Raw genomic sequence first — 18,796 nt, 5'->3', positions numbered from 1 at the left:
TTGATCAGTACGTGGAGCGGCCACCGGAGAGGTCGAAGACCGCGCCGGTGGAGAACGAACAATCTTCGGTGCAGAGCCAGCCGACCATCGCGGCCACCTCCTCCACCGTGCCGAAGCGGCCCATGGGAATCTTCGAGAGCATGAAGGCGATGTGCTCGGGCGTCATCTGGTCGAAGATGGCCGTCTTCACCGCCGCGGGCGTCACGCAGTTCACGCGGATGCCGGTGTCGGCCAGCTCCTTGCCGAGCGACTTGGTCAGGCCGATGACGGCCGCCTTGCTCGCGCTGTAGGCGCTGGCGTTGGGGTTGCCGTCCTTGCCGGCCACCGAGGCGATGTTGACGATGCGGCCATAGCCACCGCTACCGCCAGTGCCCTGCTTTCGCATCTGCGCGACCACTTCGCGGCAGCACAGGAACACGCCGTTGATGTTGACGTCCATCACCTGGCGCCAGTCGTCCACTGGGTAGTCCCACAGCTTGACGTTGGGGCCAGTGATGCCGGCGCTGTTGACCAGCGCGTCGATGCGTGGAGCGTGCACCAGCGTGGCGGCCACGGCCTTGGCGACGGAAGGCTGCTGCGACACGTCGACCTTCAGTGCGAAGGCCTTCTCGCCGAGCGACTCGGCCGCTTTCGCGGCGGCGTCTTCATCGCGGTCCCACAGCGTGACGCTGCCGCCCGAGGCCACGAGCCGCTGCGCAATGCCGAAGCCGAGCCCCGTGGCGCCACCGGTAACGACCGCGTGGCGGCCCTTGAAGTCGAGCTGGTTCATATGGTGATGCCGCCGTCGACGGTGAAGGCCTGGCCGGTGGCGAAGACCGATTCGTCGCTGGCGAGGAACACCACCACCGGCGCGATCTCTTCGGCCTGCGCGAGCCGGCCCATGGGCTGGCGCGCGATGAAGGCCTTGCGCGCGGCCTCAGGGTCGGCATTGGCGTTGATGCGGTCGCCCAGCGATGGCGTGTCGACCGTGCCCGGGCACACGGCATTGCAGCGGATGCCCCGGGCCACGTAGTCGGCCGCCACACTCTTGGTGAGGCCCAGCACCGCGGCCTTGGTAGTGCCGTAGACAAAGCGGTTGGGCAGCCCCTTCATGCTGGAGCACACGCTCGCCATGTTGATGATGCTGCCGCGCCCGGCCGCCAGCATGCCGGGCAGCACGGCCTGGATGGTCCACATCTGGGCGCGCACGTTGAGGCTGAAGGCGAACAGCAGGTCGTCGTCGGTGGCCTGCTCGATGGTGCCGTTGTGCACCACGCCCGCGCAGTTGAAGAGAACGTCGAGCGCGGGCAGCTTCGCCACCAGCGCGCCGATGGCGGCCTTGTCGAGCACGTCGAGCTTGAGCGCGGTGACGTTGGGCACGCCCGCGTAGCGTTCGAGCAGCTTCTCGTTGACGTCGGTGGCCCAGACCTGCGCGCCCTCGGCGGCCATGGCCAGCACGCTCGCGTAGCCGATGCCCTGGCCGGCGGCGGTGACCAGCGCGGTCTTTCCCTTCAATCTCATCGGTGTCTCCTCGGGTCATGTCTTCGGGTTAGGCCCGATGATGGCGCGGGCGGTGTATCGTATTCTGAATTGGCCTTACCACTTGTCCAATTCAGGACAACCCTTAAGCCCCTCGACCTCCCTTTTCGCTCCCCCGTGCCGATCCAGACCCTCGAACCCCAGCGCCTCTACCGCCAGATTGCCGAACAGCTGCGCGTGCTCATCGGCAAGGGCGAGTTCGCGGTGGGCGCGCGCATTCCGGCCGAGCGCGACCTGGCCAAGCAGTTGGGCGTGAGCCGGCCCTCGGTGCGCGAGGCGCTGATTGCGCTGGAGGTGGAAGGCTGGGTCGAGATCCGCACCGGCTCGGGCGTGTACGTGCTCGACCGCTCGCACCGCACGGCCCCGCCCGCCAATGGAGCAGCTGGCGCCGAATGGGGGCCGCTCGAGATCATCCGGGCGCGTCGCATGGTGGAGGGCGAGACCGCCGCCACCGCGGCCCAGTACGGCAAGCGCAAGGACGTGGACGCCATACGCCGCGCGATCAAGATGATGCGCGAGATGGCCGCGCGCAGCGAAGTGCCGCACGAGGGCGATCGCGCCTTTCACCTGGCCATCGTCAACGCCTGCGGCAACGTGGTGTTGACCGAGACGGTGCAGGGCTTCCTGGAGTCGCGCCACGGGCCGATCTTCGCGCGGATGATCGATTACTTCGAGACCATGGACTCGTGGCAGGCCGCCATCGGCGAGCACGAAGCCATCCTCGACGCCATCGCCGCGCGCGACCCGGTGGCCGCGCGCGATGCCATGCATCAACATATGGACAAGTTCCACCAGAGATTCAGCGCGAGCTGGCGCCGCGCGAAAGCCTCCTGACAAACAAACAAGCGCCGGCAGGCACTCACGATGACTCCCTACATCCGACTCCACCCCGCCGATGACGTCGTCATCGCGCGTTCGCAACTGCTCGGCGGCACCGTCGTCGAAGGCGTGGCCGTGCGCGGCCTGATTCCGCCGGGCCACAAGATCGCGATGCGCGACATCGCCCAGGGCGAACCGGTGCGCCGCTACAACCAGATCATCGGGTTCGCGAGCAAGCCCATTGCCGCGGGCGAGCACGTGCACACGCAGAACCTGAACATGGGCCCGGACAAGGGAGACTTCGAACGCGACTACGCCTTCGGCGCCGATGTGAAGCCCGCGCCCGCGAAGCGCGAAGCCACCTTCATGGGCATCAGGCGCGCCGACGGCCGCGTGGCCACGCGCAACTACATCGGCGTGCTGACCAGCGTGAACTGCTCGGCCACGGCGGCGCGCGCCATTGCGGACCATTTCTCGCGCAAGACCAATCCGCAGGCGCTGGCGGCATTTCCGAACGTGGATGGCGTGGTCGCGCTCACGCATGGCACCGGCTGCGGCATGGACACCGAGGGCATGGGCATGCAGATTCTGGAGCGCACGCTCACGGGTTACGCCACGCATCCGAACTTCGCGGGCGTGCTGGTGGTCGGGCTCGGCTGCGAGGCCAACCAGATCAACGCCTGGCTCGCGACCGGCCATCTGGCCGAGGGCGAGAACTTTCGCACCTTCAACATCCAGGACACGGGCGGCACGCGCAAGACGGTCGAGAAAGGCGTGGCGCTCATCAACGAGATGCTGCCGCGCGCCAACGCGGTGAAGCGCGAGCCGTGCAGTGCGGCGCACATCACCATCGGGCTGCAGTGCGGCGGCTCCGACGGCTACTCGGGCATCAGCGCCAACCCGGCGCTGGGCGCGGCGGTCGACCTGCTGGTGGCGCACGGCGGCACGGCCATCCTCAGCGAAACGCCCGAGGTGTACGGCGCCGAGCACCTGCTCACGCGCCGCGCGGTGAAGCGCGAAGTCGGCCAGAAGCTGGTGGACCGCATCAAGTGGTGGGAGCACTACACCGAAATCAACGAGGGCGAGATGAACAACAACCCCTCGCCGGGCAACAAGGCGGGCGGGCTCACCACCATCCTCGAAAAGTCGCTGGGCGCGGTCGCCAAGGGCGGCACCAGCAACCTCGAGGCGGTGTACGAATACGCAGAGCCCGTCACCGCGCACGGCTTCGTCTATATGGACACGCCGGGCTACGACCCCGTGAGCGCCACGGGCCAGGTGGCCGGCGGCGCCAACCTGATCTGCTTCACGACCGGGCGCGGCTCGGCGTATGGCTGCGCGCCATCGCCCTCTCTCAAGCTCGCGACCAACTCCGCGCTATGGCAGCGGCAGGAGGAAGACATGGACATCAACTGCGGCGAGATCGTTGACGGCACGGCGTCGATCCAGGAGATGGGCCAGCGCATCTTCGAACTGGTGCTCGCGACCGCCTCGGGCGCATATTCGAAGAGCGAGCAGCACGGCTACGGCCAGAACGAGTTCGTGCCATGGCAGGTCGGCGCGGTGATGTGAACCTATCGACAAGGAACAGCATGGCCAACCTCCCTTTCGGCTTTCTCGAGGGCACCGGCTTCGAGCACCGAGACCCTCGCTTCAAGTCTTGCATTCCCGGCCCCGAACGCGTGCAGCGGCTGTGGACCGGCGCGCGCTGGTGCGAAGGCCCCGCCTGGTTCGCCGCGCACCGCTCGCTGGTGTGGTCGGACATTCCGAACAACCGCATGCTGCGTTACGACGAGGTCAACGACACGGTCGGCATCTTCCGCGAGCCCGCGAACAACACGAACGGCAACACGGTCGACCGACAAGGCCGGCTCGTGAGCTGCGAGCACCTCACGCGGCGCGTGACGCGCACCGAGCACGACGGCACGATCACCGTGCTGGCCTCGCACTGGCAAGGCAAGCGGCTCAATTCGCCGAACGACGTGGTCGTGCATTCGGACGGCGCCGTGTGGTTCACCGACCCGAGCTACGGCATCCTCTCCGACTACGAAGGCCTGAAGGCAGACAGCGAGATCGGTGCCTGCCACGTCTACCGCATCGACCCGGCGAGCGGCGAGGTCGAACGCATGGCCGACGATTTCGTGAAGCCCAACGGCCTGGCGTTCTCGCCCGACGAATCGACGCTGTACATCGCCGACACGGGCGCGAGCCACGCGGCGGACGGGCCGCGGCACATCCGCCGGTTCAGTGTCGGCCCCTATGCCAAGAGACTTGACGGCGGCGAGGTGTTCGCCGAGTGCACCAACGGGCTGTTCGACGGCTTCCGGCTCGACACCGAAGGCCGCATCTGGACCAGCGCGCTCGACGGCGTACACGCCTACCACCCCGACGGCACGCTGCTCGGCAAGATTCTGATTCCCGAGCGCGTGGCCAACGTGTGCTTCGGCGGGCCCAAGCGCAACCGCCTTTTCATCTGCGCGACCACGTCGCTCTATGCCATCACGCTGAACGCGAAGGGAGTCTGATCCATGTCCAGAACACTGGAGGCCAATGGCCTGCAAGCCACCGTTGCCCGCATCCTCGAGGCCGCAGGCAGTTCGCCGGCCGAAGCGCAGCAGGTGGCGGCCAACCTCGTGCTGGCGAACCTGAGCGGCCACGACTCGCACGGCGTGGGCATGCTGCCGCGCTACGTCGATGCAGTGGCCGAGGGCGGGCTGAAGCCGAATGCTGCGGTGCGCGTCAACCTCGACATCGGCACGCTGATGGGCCTCGACGGCCAGCACGGCTACGGGCAGATCGTCGGCGTGCAGGCGATGGAGCTCGGCATCGCGCGGGCCAAGCAGCACGGCAGTTGCATCTTCACGCTCTCGCATGCGCACCACCTGGGGCGCATCGGGCATTTCGCGGAGATGGCGACGGCGCAGGGGCTGGTGGCCATGCACTTCGTCAACGTGCTGTCGCGCCCGGTGGTCGCGCCTTGGGGCGGCGGCGACGGGCGCTTCGGCACCAACCCGTGCTGCATCGGCATTCCGCTGGCCGGCGCCGAGCCCTTCGTGCTCGACTACGCGACCAGCCGCGTGGCGCAGGGAAAGATGCGCGTTGCGCACAACAAGGGCGAGCGCGTGCCCGACGGCTACCTGATCGACGAAAACGGCGCACCAACCAACGACCCGGGCGTGGTGGTGGTGCCGCAGGGCAACGGGCTCTTCGGCGCGCTCATGACTTTCGGGGAGCACAAGGGCTACGGGATGGCTGTGGCGTGCGAGCTGCTCGGCGGTGCGCTCACGGGCGGCGGCACGTGGCACCGGCCAGCGGACACGGCGCGCACGGTGTTGAACGGCATGCTGACTGTGCTGATCGACCCGGCGCGGCTGGGCACGCAGAAGTCCTTCGATGAAGAGGCGCGGGAATTCGTCGACTGGCTGCGGCAGAGCCCGCCGGGGCAAGGTTTTGACGAAGTGCAGATTGCCGGCGAGCCAGAGCGCAAGGCGCGCACGGCGCGGCGCAAGGACGGAATCTGGGTGGATGACGCGACGTGGGGAGAAATCGTCGCGGCGGGAGCCAAGGTAGGCGTGGCCGTCGCGTAGGGCTTTGACGCCGGCTGCTACCGACGGGCGCTTCGCGACTTCTGGCTCAGCACCAGCGCGATGCCTCCCAGAATTGCCACCGAAGCAGCCGCCAGCCGCGGCGTGATCGCCTCCGACAGGAACAGCACGCCGCCGAACGCAGCCAGGAGCGGCACCGACAACTGCACGGTGGCCGCGCGCATGGCCGAAAGGCGGCTCAGCGCCGCATACCAGACCGCGTAGCCGAGGCCCGAAGTCAACGCGCCGGAAGCCACGGCAAGCACAAGGCCCGTCGCGTCCACGCGAGCGCTGGCCGCGAACACCAGGCTCAACGCCAAGGCTAGCGGCACGGCTCGCGTGAAGTTGCGCGCCGTAGCGGCCAACGGGTCAGCCACGCCACGGCCGCGCAAGGAATACACGCCCCAAGCCACACCCGCGATCGCCATCAGCACGGCGCCGAGAAGCGGTGGCGCGGCGATGCCCGGAGACACCAGGTAGACGAGTCCGCCAGCCGCCAGGACGAAGCCGAACCACGCGAGAGCCCCGAAGCGCTCGCCGCCGGAGCGCAAGCCCACGCCGAACATCGTCAGTTGGACCGCGCCGAACAGGATCAGCGCGCCCGTGCCCGCCGGCAGGCTGAGGTAGGCGAAGGAGAAGAACGCGACATAGCCGAACAGCATGACGGCGGCCAGCCAGTCGACGCGGGCGGACGTGGCTGGCGGCTGTGCCCTGAACCGGACGATGAGCCCCAGCATGAGCGCTCCCGCCACGAGCCTGACGCTGCCGAAGCTCGCCGCGTCGATGCCTTCGCGCTGCAGCGCGAGCCGGCACAGCAGCGAATTGGCCGCGAACGCGAGCATGGCCACCGCCGTGAGGAGGATCGTCTGCAGCGTGGGCTGCCGGTTGTTGCGCGCGTCATCGGGCATGCGCCCTCCGTCGAGGAACCTGCGCAAACATTGGCTTGCCACCGAGGCCCGGTGGCAAGGGGCGCATTGATGCTACTCCGCTCGAAGGCTCAAGGCGAGCCGGTCGACGCCCCCCGGAAAGGACGAGGACGAATCAAACGATCAATGCGATCGTGGCTTCGAGGTGTTCAGACGGTGCGCGGCGGAAACCCGAGCGCGCAAAGCGCTGCAGCTGGCCCACCACGAAGGCCGTGAGCGCCGCGGCACGCACCTGCGCATCGACACTGGGCGTGGCCGAGCCGTCGGCCGCGGCGGCCCCGCGCAACACCTGGCGCAGGGTGGCTTCGATCTTGTCGAAGAACTGGTTCATGCGCTGCTGCAGGCGTTCGTTCTCGTAGACCAGCGCGTCGCCCACCATGACGCGGGTCATGCCGGGGTTGCGCTCGGCGAACTGGACCAGCAGCGTGAGGATCTTGGCGGCCTGCTGGGCGCCGGTGGCCCCCTCGCGCTCGAGGATCTGATTGACCAGCGTGAAGACGCTCTGCTCGATGAAATCGATCAGGCCCTCGAACATCTGGGCCTTGCTGGCGAAATGGCGATAAAGCGCGGCCTCGCTCACTTCAAGCCGGGCGGCCAGCGCGGCGGTGGTGACCCGCTCGGCACCGGGCTGCTCGAGCATGGCAGCGAGCGCCTGCAGGATCTGCACGCGCCGCTCACCCGGCTTCGGGCGCTTGCGCGCCGGGGGGGTGAGCGTTTCCGCGGGGGACTCTACGCCGGAAGCACTGGTCGTCTCTTCGTTCTGCATGGGAGCGCGTGCAAAGATGTAATCAATTGATTCTCGCACAGCGCAGTGAGCACGCGCCCACCCGTTCAGCGGGCGCGGATCATCGTCCCGTAGGCCTGGTCGGTCAGGATCTCCAGCAGCATCGCGTGGGGCACCCGGCCGTCGATGATGTGCACCGCGTTCACGCCGCTCTTGGCCGCATCGAGCGCGCCTTCGATCTTGGGCAGCATGCCGCCCGAAATCGTGCCGTCGGCGAACAGGTCGTCGATTTCGCGCGCGCTCAGGTTGGTGAGCAGCTTGCCGTCCTTGTCGAGCACGCCGGGCGTGTTGGTCAGGAGCATGAGCTTCTCGGCCTTGAGCACGGTGGCTAGCTTGCCGGCCACGACGTCGGCGTTGATGTTGTAGCTTTCGTTGTCCTCTCCGAAGCCGATGGGGCTGACGACGGGGATGAAGGCGTCGTCCTGCAGCGCCTTGACCACGCTGGGGTCGATGGAGACGATGTCGCCGACCTGGCCCACGTCATGGTGCACGTTGGGGTCGGCGCGGTCGGCCAGCTTGAGCTTTTGCGCGCGGATCAGCCCGCCGTCGCGCCCCGTGAGGCCTACCGCCTTGCCGCCGGCCTGGTTGATCAGGCCCACGATGTCCTGCTGCACCTCGCCGGCCAGCACCCATTCGACGACTTCCATGGTTTCGGCGTCGGTGACGCGCATGCCCTGGATGAAGCTGCCCTTCTTGCCCAGACGATTGAGCGCCGCCTCGATCTGCGGACCGCCGCCGTGCACCACCACCGGGTTCATGCCGACCAGCTTGAGCAGCACCACGTCTTCGGCGAAGTCGGCCTGCAGCGCCGGATCGGTCATGGCATTGCCGCCGTACTTGATGACGATGGTCTTGCCGTGGAACTTGCGGATGTACGGCAGCGCCTGGGCCAGGATCTCGGCCTTGTCGCGCGGGGGGATGTTGAGGACGGGGTCGGTCATGGGCGGTCAGGCTCCAAAGCGAAGGACAGGAGAAATTCTCGCAAAGAAAGACGTCGTCAGGGGCGCAGCCAGCGCGGGACCTTGAAGCGCACGATCATCAGGTACGCGCCCACATAGGTGGTGACGAACAGCAGGCAGAAGAACATCAGCACGATCGTGTTGTTCCAGAACAGCACGGCCGGCACCACCGACAGCGCGGCAAACATCCAGAGGTACGGCGAAGTGCGGTTGTTGCGCGCCAGCAGCTGCCGGGCTTCGTCGTCCGCGAAAGCCACGCGCACGATGCGGCGGAAGATCAGCTGGTGGAAATGCAGCGCATCGGCCGTGCCGGGCGACTGGCCGCGCGCCAGCTTGCGGTAGATCGAAAACAGCGTCTCCCACACCGGGTAGATCAGCAGCAGCATCGGGAACCAGGGCGACACCACGCGGTGCCGCTGCACCAGCGTCACGCAGGCCACGGCGATCACCATGCCCCAGACGTAGGCCCCGCCGTCTCCAGCGAAGATCTTGCCGCGCGGGTAGTTCCAGACCAGGAAGCCGAAGGTGGCGCCGACCAGGCAGATCACCATGGCCGCCAGTTGCCGGTCGCCCACCTGCAGCGCCACGTGGGAAATTGCCAGGCAGACCAGCACGGCGACCGTGCCCGCGAGCCCGTTGTAGCCGTCGATGATGTTGAAGGCATGCGGCAGGCCGCCGATGGCCAAGGCTGCGAACAGCACGGTGGCATACGGAATCATCGCCAGCCAGCCGTCGACCGTCTCGAAGCCGGTGCGTGCCACGCCCAGCCCCAGCAGCCAGCACACGAGCAGCGCCGAGCCGATGGTGAGCCCCAGCCGGTAGCGCACCTTCACGTTCTGGGTGACGTCTTCGACGATGCCGCCCAGCACCGCCGGCGCAATGCACAGCAGCGTGAGCATCGAGGTCTTGACGGGCCACGACACGTTGAACGGATCGGTGCCGGTGATGCCCGCCGCCAGCCAGGCCACCCCCATGCCCACCAGGATGCCCGCACCGCCCAGGCGCGGCACGTGGCCTTTATGGAAGCGCTGGGGCATGTCGGCGCCGTAGAGGCGGGCATGCCTGCGCGCGCGGCGCATGAACAGCTGAACCGAGAAGGCAGCGACGAAGAAACTGATGACGATCAGAGCAATCATGTGTGGGGGTTGGGGAACCCTAGAATTCCCGAGCGAAATTAGACCATGCCCACGCCCCCCTCCCCCCGCCCCCCCATCACCATTTCAATCGTGAGTCACGGCCAGCTCGCGCTGGTGCTGCCGCTGCTCGAGCAGTTGGACCGCCACAGCCGCGAAGTCATCGACAAGGTTTTGCTCACATTGAACATTCCCGAGCCCGATGTGCTCGCTGGCCGCAGCTGGGGCTTCGAGGTGGAGCGGATCGAGAACGCGAGCCCCAAGGGCTTCGGTGCCAATCACAACCAGGCCTTCGAGCGCTGCGGCACGCCGTGGTTCCTGGTGCTCAACCCTGACATCCGCTTCGACAGCGACGTGCTGACGCCGCTGCTCGCGCAAGCCGCGGCCGACGCCGGTCTGCTGACGCCGCGCATCCTGGAGCCCGGCAAGGCCGAGCCAGAGCCGCACCGGGCACTGCTCACGCCGCTTGAAATCGTAGGAAGAAAGAAGCCCGGCTATGTGCGGCCGGCGGTGCCGGCGTGGATTCCGGGGCTGTTCATGCTGTTTCGCAGCGAGGTCTACCGGCAGCTCGGCGGCTTCGACGAGAAATTCTTCATGTACGGCGAGGACTTCGACATCTGCGCCCGCACCCGGCTCGCAGGCTGGAAACTGCAGGTCGGCGAAGACTTGGTCGCCCGGCATGACGCGCAACGAGAAAGCCACCGGAGCAAGAAATACCTGTACTGGCACGTGACCAGCCTGCTGAAGGTGTGGCTGTCGGGGTCGTTCTGGCGGTACTGGCGGCTCCGCGGCTGATTAAGTCAGTCAGCCGCGTTCGAGCAAGTCTTGCACGATGGCGTGTCCGCCGCGGCCGAAGCGCGCATAGCGGCCGCGAGCCGCCTCGATCAGGATCGGCAGCAGACGCAGTGGGCGCGCCGCCGGAAGCTCCGCCCGGAACCGCTGATGCGCGACCTTGGCTCGCTGTGCCTCCAGGTAGCTGGCCGGCACCTGGGCGCCCAGCTGCTGCAAGCGCTGTAGCAGTGCCTCAGCCCGGCGCAGCCGCGCCACGTGCTTGTCGCCGCGCTCAGCAAAAGCCTTGGCCATCTTCTCTGACAGCGTGAGCCGCCGTGCGCCGATCTGATTGCTGGCGTGCTGGCGGTAGTCGATGGTCGGCTCGGGCAGCACGTCCATGCGGCCGATGGCTGCCGCCACGGCGGCCAGCCACTCGTCGTGCACCCATTCCGGCGCGAACGGCAACGCCGCGTCGAGCAGGGTCTTGCGGAACATCGTGGTGGCGCCCGTCACGAGGTTGCGCCGCAGCAGGACTCCGAAGGCCTCACCGCTAGCGATGGCTGCCAGTTCGGCGGGCTGCACTTCGAGCGCGTGGAAGAGCGTGGAGCCCAGGGGTTTCAGTTCGGCATCGACGAGGCGTGCGTCGGTGTGCAGCAGCAGCAGGTCGGGGCGCGCCTCGAACTGCGCCACCATGCGCGCGAGCCGGCCCGTGTGCCAGACATCGTCCTGGTCGCACAGGGCGATGAGGTCATGGCTGCAGGCACGCGCGGCCTGCTCGAAGTTGCGCGTGACGCCCAGTGGCGGCGTGTTGCTGAACACGCGCAGCGCGACCCGGTCCGCCACGCCGCACTGCGCGAGGGTGTCGCGCACGACGGTCAGGGTGTCGTCGGTCGAGCCGTCGTCGGACAGCACGATCTCCCGCGGCAACGGCGTCTGCGTGCAGATGCTTCGGACCTGTTCGGGGAGATAGCGCGCGCCGTTGCGGGTGCAGAGCGCGACGGAAACGTCGAGAGCCATCAGACCGGAGGCAGGCGGGGCGGCCAGGCGTAGCTGAAGTCTTCGCGGGCCAGCATGAGGTTGGGGCTGTAAGCCGGGTCGTTCTGGATGATGGTGCCCCAGCGTTTGTGCATGTAGGCGGCTTCGTCCTGGAACTGTGCCTGCTTCTGCGGCGAGACATCCTTGGCACGGGTCGCGGACTCGTAGTGGAACAGTTCCGCGTAAGGCGTCCAGACGTTGCGCAGGCCCGCTTCGCGTAGCCGGAGGCAGAAGTCGATGTCGTTGAAGGATTCCTTCAGGTTCACCTCGTCGAGGCCGCCGACTTCGAGGTAATGATGCTTCTGAATCACGAGGCAGGCCGCGGTGACCGCGGAGAGCGTCTGGATCAACGCCGCGCGGCCCGCATAGCCTTCACGGCCCATCGGCATGCGGCGATGCGAATGCGCGGCGATGCCCCCCACGCCCAGGATCACACCGGCGTGCTGCAGGGTCTTGTTGGGAAACCACAGCCGCGCACCCACGGCGCCCACGCCCGGCTGCACCGCAAGGCTCACCATTTCGCTGAGCCAGTCCGGCGTGATGACTTCGATGTCGTTGTTGACCAGCGCCACCAGTTCGCCGTTGGCCGCGGCAACCGCGCCGTTGTTCAGTGCCGCGTAGTTGAAATCGCGGTCGTCGCGCAGCACGCGGACATTCGGCGTCTCCGCGGCAACGCGCTTGAACCAGGCCAACGTGTCCGGATCGTCGGATCCGTTGTCGACGATGATGATTTCGTAGTTCGAATAGCTGGTTTTCTCCAGGATCGATTCGACGCATTGCCGCGTCAGTTGCAAGGCGTTGCGCGTTGGAATGATCACGGAAACCAACGGTAAGACATCGGGCAAGGCGTAATGCACGCGGTACCCGAAATCGAGGTGTTCGGCCGTGGCGCGCACGCCGGTGCGCACGAAATGCTCGTTCAGTGCGCGCTCGCCTGCAAGGGCCGCATAGGGCTTGGCGCTCATCGAACGGGCCGTGCTCTCGACGTGCACGCGCCAGTGGTACAGCACGCGCGGGATGTGCCGAATCTGACCGGGCTCGATGCGCTCCATGCAGCGCAGCACCAGGTCCCAGTCCTGCGAGCCCTCCATGCCGACGCGGAAGCCTTCGACTGAACGCATCAGTTCGGTCGAGAGCACGCCCAGGTGGCTGAACATGTTCTGCGACCGGAAGAGATCGACGTTCCAGTCCGACTTGAAGTAAGGGCCGAACCGGTGGCCGCCTTCGTCGACCTTGTCCTCGTCGGAATAGATCAGCTTCACGTCAGGATGAGCAGCGATGCAATCGGCCACCCAGAAGAGCGCATGGGCAGGCAAGAGGTCGTCGTGGTCCATCAGTGCCACCCAGTCGCCCGAGACCAGTTCCAGCGCGCTGTTGGAAGCGGCTGAGATATGGCCGTTTTTCGGGCGAAACACGACCTTGATTCGCGGGTCGCTCTCGCTGTACGACTTGAGGATCTCGCGCACCTCGGCCGACGGCGACGCGTCGTCGGCGATACAGAGCTCCCAATTCGGATAGATCTGGCTGCGCACCGACTCGATGGCCTCGCGCAGCCAAGCCGGATTGGGGTTGTAGGTGGGCATCACGACCGAGATCAGTGGCCGGTCGCTCATGGCCGCAACGCGCTGGACGATGCGATCGCGCAATTCGGGCGTGAGCGTGTCGTAGCGCTGCACCCACTTCGTATAGTCGTTGTAGCCGCCGAATCGCCGGCCCAGTTCCCAGCGAATGCCCGCCCAACCCGACTTCTTGAACATTCGCCATGCCCGCTGCACGCGCCCCATCATTCCGGGTCCTTGCCAGAGTCCGGCCAGGCCGAGGATGAATCGATAGACAGATTTCATAGAAATTGCGCACCCGCGAGGCGGATGAGGCGGAGCTTGTGAGGAAATACCTGAAATAGACAGGGCGATGCCGAAACATGGCGTCGCTGGCCTTGCGGGAGGGGATTATCTTCGCAACCAGCCGCCACAAAGGATGGCGGTAGCCGTTTCACTCCTACGCCGGCCGTCGGAGGGCTGCCCGTAAAATTGATCGGTTAAAAAGCTAAAGGAAAACAATGAGGCTACTCTCTGTGGTGCTCTCGGGAGGCGCCGGCTCCAGGCTCTGGCCTGCTTCGCGTCAGGCTTTTCCCAAGCCATTCATGAAAATCGGCGACTCCACGCTGCTCCAACAGGCTGTCGAACGTGGACAGGCCTGCGGGACCGGCGACCTGATGGTTGTGACCAACAAGGACCACCTGTTCCTCACGAAGGACGTGCTCGGGCAGATGAGTGACCCGCCAACCACGACCTTTCTCCTCGAGCCCAAGGGGCGCAACACCGGTCCGGCCATCGCGCTGGCAGCGCTTCAATGTGCGCGCCAGTTCAGCGGCGACACCGTGATGCTCGTCCTTTCTGCAGATCACCTCGTGCCGGACGTGCACGCTTTCGTCGCCAGTGCAACAGAAGCGTTCCGCCTTGCCCAGGAAGGCAATCTCGTGGTTTTCGGCGTGAGCCCAACGAGCCCCGACACGGGCTTCGGCTATATCGAGGTCGAACATGTCTCGCGCGAGAGCCAGGAGGTCAAGCGCTTCGTCGAGAAGCCCGACCTCCAGACGGCGCAGAAGTATCTGGCCACCGGCCGGTACTACTGGAACAGCGGCATGTTCGCGTTCACTGCCGACACCATCATCGCGGCGCTCGAGAAGCACGCCCCGGACGTGATCAGAGCAGCAAGGCGTGCGCTCGAAACCGCCAAGACCTCCGGTGCATCCATCAACTTCGATCTGCATGCATTCGGCTTGCAACCGGACATCAGCATCGATTACGCGGTGCTGGAGCACGCCTCGAATGTCCACGTGGTGCCCGCCAAGTTCAGCTGGAGCGACGTGGGTTCATGGCCCGCGGTGTCCAACGCTCTGACGCCTGACGCCAGCGGTAACACGCTTCCCGACGATGTCGTCGCCCTCGACACGACGGGCACGCACGTGCAGGTCGAAAGTTATGGCCCCAAAGTCGTTGCCACCGTTGGCGTTCATGACCTCGTGATCGTCGACACGCCCGATGCGCTGCTGGTGCTTCACAAGGACAGTGCGCAAAAGGTGAAAAAGGTCGTCGACGTGCTCAAGGCACGCAAGCACGACACAGTGCACCTGCCGCCGGTGGTCCACCGTCCGTGGGGCACTTACGCCTCGCTTAAAGAGGAAGAAGGCTACAAGGTCAAGCGCATCACCGTCAGACCTGGCGAAGCGCTGTCCCTGCAATACCATCACCAGCGCGCAGAGCATTGGGTGGTCGTACAGGGCCGCGCCATCGTGCAGATCGGAGAGACCGAGCATGAGACGCTTCCGGGCCAGTATCGCTACATTCCCTTGAAGGAAAAACACCGCCTGACCAATATTGGCGACGAGGAGCTGGTGCTCATCGAGGTCCAGTGCGGCGGTTACCTGGGCGAAGACGACATCGTCCGCCTCGCAGACACTTACGGCCGTACATGAGTCAAGTCCATTCCAATCTTCACCGAAGCGCCTTGTCCGACTGGTGGCAAGGCACCCGCCGCACTGACATCTGGTGGACCCTCGCCTGGTTTGACATCGTCCTGCGCTATCGCCGCTCCATGCTCGGCCCGATGTGGCTCACCCTGAGCATGGGCGTGATGATCGGCGGCATGGGGCCGCTGTACAGCTCGCTGTTCGGCACCGAGCTTTCCCGGTTCTTTCCGCACCTGGCGCTGGGCATCATCTTCTGGGGCTTTTTCTCCAGCATCGTGACTGATGCATGTAATGCCTTCGTCGGATCGTCGAACTACCTCAAGCAGGGCTATTTCCCGATCAGCCTGTTCGTCTGGCGCGGCCTGGCGCGCAACCTGATCCAGTTTGCACACCAGATCGTGCTCTACATTCCAGTGGCAATCTGGGCCGGTATCTCGCTGTCTTGGTCAGTGTTGCTTGTCGTGCCGGCGTTTGTCATCCTGATCATCAATGCGCACGCGCTGGGATTATTGCTTGGCCTAATCTGCACGCGTTATCGCGACGTCACGCAGATCGTCACCAGCGTGATGCAAATGCTGATGTTCCTCACGCCGGTGTTTTGGCTGCCCGAAAGCCTTCCCGGACGTGCCAAATACGTGCTTTGGAACCCGTTTGCGCAGATGCTGGACTTGCTTCGGACCCCATTAATGGGGGGGGTGGCACACGTCCACAGTTGGCTGGGCATCCTGTTCTGGACAGTCCTGTGCCTTGCCGCAGCGACCCTGCTGTTCTCGAAGTACCGCCGTCGCGTCGTCTACTGGCTCTGATCCATGGCATTCATCTCACTTAAAAACGTCGCCGTCAACTTTCCAATTTACGGCGCTGGAGCCAATTCACTCAAGAAGACGCTCGCAGCCTCCGTGACCGGTGGACGCTTCGGTAAGGAAACCGGCGTGACCGTGGTGCAGGCGCTCAGCGGCATCAATCTTGAATTGAAGAGCGGAGACCGGCTCGGACTGGTTGGTCACAACGGCGCAGGCAAGTCGACATTGCTGCGCACACTTGCCGGCGTTTACGAGCCGTCATCAGGCGAGTTCGCGCGTCAGGGATCGGTGGCTAGCCTGATCGACCCTTCGCTAGGTATCGAAATGGATGCGACGGGCGTCGAGAACATCATGCTTCGCGGCCTCGTGATGGGCATGAGCAAGAAAGACATTGACCGCCTCACGCCCGACATCTGCGAATTCAGCGGCCTAGGCGAATACGTGAACATGCCGGTGCGCACCTATTCGACCGGGATGCTGATGCGGCTCGCGTTCTCAATCTCGACCAGCGTCGAGGCCGACATCCTGCTGATGGACGAATGGCTGTCGGTCGGGGACGCCGCCTTTACAGAAAAGGCGGAGAAACGGATGAAAGACGTGGTGGCTAAATCCGGCATTCTGGTGCTCGCCTCGCACTCGCCAGACCTGATCGCCAAGGAGTGCAACCGGGTGATCCACCTCGAGCATGGGCGGATCGTCGAACGCTAGCTGACGCTAGCGCGGCGCGCGCCGTCGAAGCGTCTCGATTTCATCGAGGCGTTCGGCAATGCGGCGCCCCGCCGCGCCGAGTGATAGATTGACTTCAGCGCTTTGCTTGCCGCGAGCGCCCATCTCGCGCGCCCATTGCTGATCCTCGTACAAGCGACGCATCAACTGGGCCGCATGCTCGACCGAAGGTTCAGCCCACTCCAAATCGGCGTCGTACGGTGGGATAGGCCTGCCGACCTTCACCCGCTCGTAGGGCACCAGAAGACTGTTCTCGTCGTTCATGAAATCCATGTTTCCCGAGAAGGCCGTTGCAATCACGGGCTTTCCCATCAGCATCGCTTCAGCCATGGTCAACCCAAGTCCTTCGCTGCGATGGAGCGAGACATACGCGTCGCACGCATTCATCAGAGAAAGTACCTCGTCGGAACTGAACACCTGATCAATGATCTTGATCGTTGGGAAATCGGCCGCCGCATCGCACAGTTCCTGAAACTGGACCGGGTACCGATCCCCGAACGATGTCTTCAACACCAGCGTCACTGACTCGTCGCCACGAAACGCCATCTTGAATGCGCGAATGAGTCCGAGCGGGTTCTTGCGCTCCATCACGCTCACCATGTGAAAAGTGAAGAGGAAAGTGAAGCGGTTCGCATCCAGGTTGAAGTACGCGCGATTACGGACCTGAAAAGGGGCCAAAGTCACGCCCGGAAAGAGCGTGCGCACCGGCACGGACAAGCGCTCACGCAGACCGCTTGCGATGAACTCAGTGGCCGTCCAAACCTCGTCGACTTGATCTGCGTAGGCACACCAAGACTGAGGGATCGAATCGAACTCCCAGTACCAATATGCGATGCGATAGGTACGTGGCGCACGCTCAGCCAAGTCTGCCCTGGCGTAAGCTCTTGCAAAGAAAGGCTCGGGCTGCACGTGGATGATTGTGATATCGCTGGATTCAAGGCCATCGAAACGTACGTGGCGAGGGTCATCTCGCACATCCGTCCTGACATCGCGCAACGACGTCCGAATGCCCGCGAGTCCCAACGCCTCGATCATGGCCTCCACAGAAACGCGCAACCCCGAGGGATAGCAGAAATGGCCAATGACATTGACTCCACCGTTGAGCAATTCGGGGGCCAGTGCGTCAATATCAAGCCCGGCACACCATGCGCACGCCTCCGGCGCAATTGATGCCTCTGCGCCGGATCCAAGCCATGCGAGTAACGCGCGAGCGGCAGCGATACTTGAAAATGCATCGGGGTGCGCACGCTGCCATGCAGCTCGCGCCAAGTACCCCATACGCACTTGCAGTGCTGGCTCCGGAAACCCAGAAATCTCGGTCGAACCCGATGGTAATCGGTCAGCGCCATAGGTATTCGCAACCCAGTCCGAGAATCGGGTCCAGCCAAAAACCGTCAGTGCGTCAGGGAAACGTTGCTGCCATTCCGGTGTAAACAGAAAAGCCCGCACCAACTCGGCTTGCGGGTTCTCCTGCGCTTGCAGGAACAGCCACCAAACTTCTTCGAGCGCCAAGTCACCGGTTTCCAGTCCGTGCTGCATGAACCACCGGAAAAGACCGCGTCGGCCCGACGGCATCAGTCCGTGTGGCAAGACCGCTCGAACATCGTCGTTCGCCAGAAAAAATTGCCTCGCCCGCTCTGCAAAGTCCTCCGAAAGAAGTGCAACCAGATGCAGCACGCTCTCGGACGTCAACTCCAGGGCCTGTTGTCCGTCGCGACTGTGCAGCCATTCGGCAAAGCCATTTCCGCCTGGAGCGGAGAACACGTAGGGAAAACGATTACGAAGCTCCCCTCGCTGACGTAGCGTATCCATCAAGAAGCGTGCCGCACTCTCTCGATCTACGACCGACCGGGCGTTCGTCTGCGGCCAGAAAACCTTGTCTCGAGGCAAACCCGCAGCTTCGAGGACGTCGTCGGCACTATAAAGATCGAGGGCGGCAACGAAAGTCCCCCCTCCTTCCTGTTGCAGAGCCTCTTGGCGTGAGTGCTCCTCATCAAACAACAGCTTCAGAGACTGCGCTCTTGCCTCACGGATAGCGCGTTCCCGAAGAAACTGCAGTCGTTCCGGCATGCGCCAAGGCGTCATCAGCCAGTAAGCGGCCTTGGGAACCTTGCGCGCGGCTCGGCGCAGCACATCAAGCCTTCGCATGGCGGCGCGGTAATTTCGCTAACAAACGTAACTTCATCATGGCGGGTCTTATTCGAGTGCGGTCATCATGCTAATGATCACCTGTTTCCGCCTCGTAAAATGGCGGTATGCGTGAAAG

The 18,796-nt window shown here is 64.8% G+C and carries 17 protein-coding genes; 8 read left to right on the top strand and 9 right to left on the bottom strand.

The window, feature by feature from the left end; all coding sequences use genetic code 11:
• Nucleotides 1–4: 4 nt before the first annotated feature.
• Together ACSFBF_RS28570 and ACSFBF_RS28565 are read right to left on the bottom strand one after the other, a co-directional pair.
• Complete coding sequence (locus ACSFBF_RS28570; RefSeq protein WP_435472888.1) at nucleotides 5–769, bottom strand: SDR family NAD(P)-dependent oxidoreductase; 765 nt, start codon at nucleotides 767–769, stop codon at nucleotides 5–7.
• Entirely contained in the window at nucleotides 766–1,500 is a 735-nt protein-coding gene (locus ACSFBF_RS28565; RefSeq protein WP_435472886.1) for an SDR family oxidoreductase, read from the bottom strand. The genes ACSFBF_RS28570 and ACSFBF_RS28565 overlap by 4 nt, the downstream gene beginning before the upstream one ends.
• A 135-nt stretch (nucleotides 1,501–1,635) precedes the next feature.
• On the opposite strand from ACSFBF_RS28565, the gene ACSFBF_RS28560 reads away from it, so the two are divergent.
• From ACSFBF_RS28560 to ACSFBF_RS28545, 4 genes are read left to right on the top strand one after another with little or no spacing between them, the layout of a single operon-like run.
• The gene (locus tag ACSFBF_RS28560; RefSeq protein ID WP_435472885.1) at nucleotides 1,636–2,352 is read left to right on the top strand and encodes a FadR/GntR family transcriptional regulator; all 717 of its coding nucleotides are present in this window, start codon (nucleotides 1,636–1,638) and stop codon (nucleotides 2,350–2,352) included.
• Nucleotides 2,353–2,382: 30 nt separating this feature from the next.
• Nucleotides 2,383–3,909, top strand: coding sequence for a UxaA family hydrolase (locus ACSFBF_RS28555; protein WP_435472883.1), 1,527 nt, complete (start codon nucleotides 2,383–2,385; stop codon nucleotides 3,907–3,909).
• 20 nt (nucleotides 3,910–3,929) lie between these two features.
• On the top strand, nucleotides 3,930–4,862 hold the full coding sequence (locus ACSFBF_RS28550) for an SMP-30/gluconolactonase/LRE family protein (protein ID WP_435472881.1): 933 nt from the start codon (nucleotides 3,930–3,932) through the stop codon (nucleotides 4,860–4,862).
• 3 nt (nucleotides 4,863–4,865) lie between these two features.
• Entirely contained in the window at nucleotides 4,866–5,924 is a 1,059-nt protein-coding gene (locus ACSFBF_RS28545; RefSeq protein WP_435472879.1) for a malate/lactate/ureidoglycolate dehydrogenase, read from the top strand.
• A gap of 17 nt (nucleotides 5,925–5,941) precedes the next feature.
• Here ACSFBF_RS28545 and ACSFBF_RS28540 read toward each other — a convergent pair whose 3' ends face one another.
• From ACSFBF_RS28540 to ACSFBF_RS28525, 4 genes are all read right to left on the bottom strand, one after another.
• Nucleotides 5,942–6,829, bottom strand: coding sequence for a DMT family transporter (locus ACSFBF_RS28540; RefSeq protein ID WP_435472877.1), 888 nt, complete (start codon nucleotides 6,827–6,829; stop codon nucleotides 5,942–5,944).
• 133 nt (nucleotides 6,830–6,962) lie between these two features.
• Nucleotides 6,963–7,613 (bottom strand): nucleoid occlusion factor SlmA, encoded by a 651-nt coding sequence (gene slmA, locus ACSFBF_RS28535; protein ID WP_435472875.1) that lies wholly within the window; start codon nucleotides 7,611–7,613, stop codon nucleotides 6,963–6,965.
• 65 nt (nucleotides 7,614–7,678) lie between these two features.
• Entirely contained in the window at nucleotides 7,679–8,572 is an 894-nt protein-coding gene (gene argB / locus ACSFBF_RS28530) for an acetylglutamate kinase (RefSeq protein WP_093057279.1), read from the bottom strand.
• Nucleotides 8,573–8,628: 56 nt separating this feature from the next.
• Entirely contained in the window at nucleotides 8,629–9,726 is a 1,098-nt protein-coding gene (locus tag ACSFBF_RS28525) for a glycosyltransferase family 4 protein (protein WP_435472873.1), read from the bottom strand.
• Between the two features lie 45 nt (nucleotides 9,727–9,771).
• Between ACSFBF_RS28525 and ACSFBF_RS28520 the strand changes: the two genes are divergently transcribed.
• Entirely contained in the window at nucleotides 9,772–10,518 is a 747-nt protein-coding gene (locus tag ACSFBF_RS28520) for a glycosyltransferase (RefSeq protein ID WP_435472871.1), read from the top strand.
• A gap of 9 nt (nucleotides 10,519–10,527) precedes the next feature.
• Here the strand turns inward: ACSFBF_RS28520 and ACSFBF_RS28515 are convergent, their stop codons facing one another.
• Together ACSFBF_RS28515 and ACSFBF_RS28510 are read right to left on the bottom strand one after the other, a co-directional pair.
• Nucleotides 10,528–11,511, bottom strand: a complete 984-nt coding sequence (locus ACSFBF_RS28515) for a glycosyltransferase family 2 protein (RefSeq protein ID WP_435472869.1) — start codon at nucleotides 11,509–11,511, stop codon at nucleotides 10,528–10,530.
• Nucleotides 11,511–13,373: a glycosyltransferase family 2 protein gene (locus ACSFBF_RS28510; RefSeq protein WP_435472867.1), complete on the bottom strand. Its 1,863-nt coding sequence runs from the start codon at nucleotides 13,371–13,373 to the stop codon at nucleotides 11,511–11,513. Before ACSFBF_RS28510 ends, ACSFBF_RS28515 begins: the two co-directional genes overlap by 1 nt.
• A gap of 215 nt (nucleotides 13,374–13,588) precedes the next feature.
• Between ACSFBF_RS28510 and ACSFBF_RS28505 the strand changes: the two genes are divergently transcribed.
• From ACSFBF_RS28505 to ACSFBF_RS28495, 3 genes are read left to right on the top strand one after another with little or no spacing between them, the layout of a single operon-like run.
• The gene (locus tag ACSFBF_RS28505; protein ID WP_435472865.1) at nucleotides 13,589–15,007 is read left to right on the top strand and encodes a mannose-1-phosphate guanylyltransferase/mannose-6-phosphate isomerase; all 1,419 of its coding nucleotides are present in this window, start codon (nucleotides 13,589–13,591) and stop codon (nucleotides 15,005–15,007) included.
• A gap of 32 nt (nucleotides 15,008–15,039) precedes the next feature.
• Complete coding sequence (locus ACSFBF_RS28500; RefSeq protein WP_435472863.1) at nucleotides 15,040–15,807, top strand: ABC transporter permease; 768 nt, start codon at nucleotides 15,040–15,042, stop codon at nucleotides 15,805–15,807.
• Between the two features lie 3 nt (nucleotides 15,808–15,810).
• Nucleotides 15,811–16,512, top strand: a complete 702-nt coding sequence (locus ACSFBF_RS28495; protein WP_435472861.1) for an ABC transporter ATP-binding protein — start codon at nucleotides 15,811–15,813, stop codon at nucleotides 16,510–16,512.
• A gap of 6 nt (nucleotides 16,513–16,518) precedes the next feature.
• Here the strand turns inward: ACSFBF_RS28495 and ACSFBF_RS28490 are convergent, their stop codons facing one another.
• A complete protein-coding gene (locus ACSFBF_RS28490) occupies nucleotides 16,519–18,678 on the bottom strand; it encodes a glycosyltransferase family 4 protein (protein ID WP_435472859.1) in 2,160 nt (719 codons plus the stop codon).
• Between the last annotated feature and the right edge of the window lie 118 nt (nucleotides 18,679–18,796).

The organism is Variovorax nivicola (assembly GCF_051216475.1).
Classification (GTDB): Bacteria; Pseudomonadota; Gammaproteobacteria; order Burkholderiales; family Burkholderiaceae_C; genus Variovorax.
The sequence above is the reverse complement of the archived record's forward strand: the minus strand, read 5'-3'. Positions and strand labels throughout refer to the sequence as shown.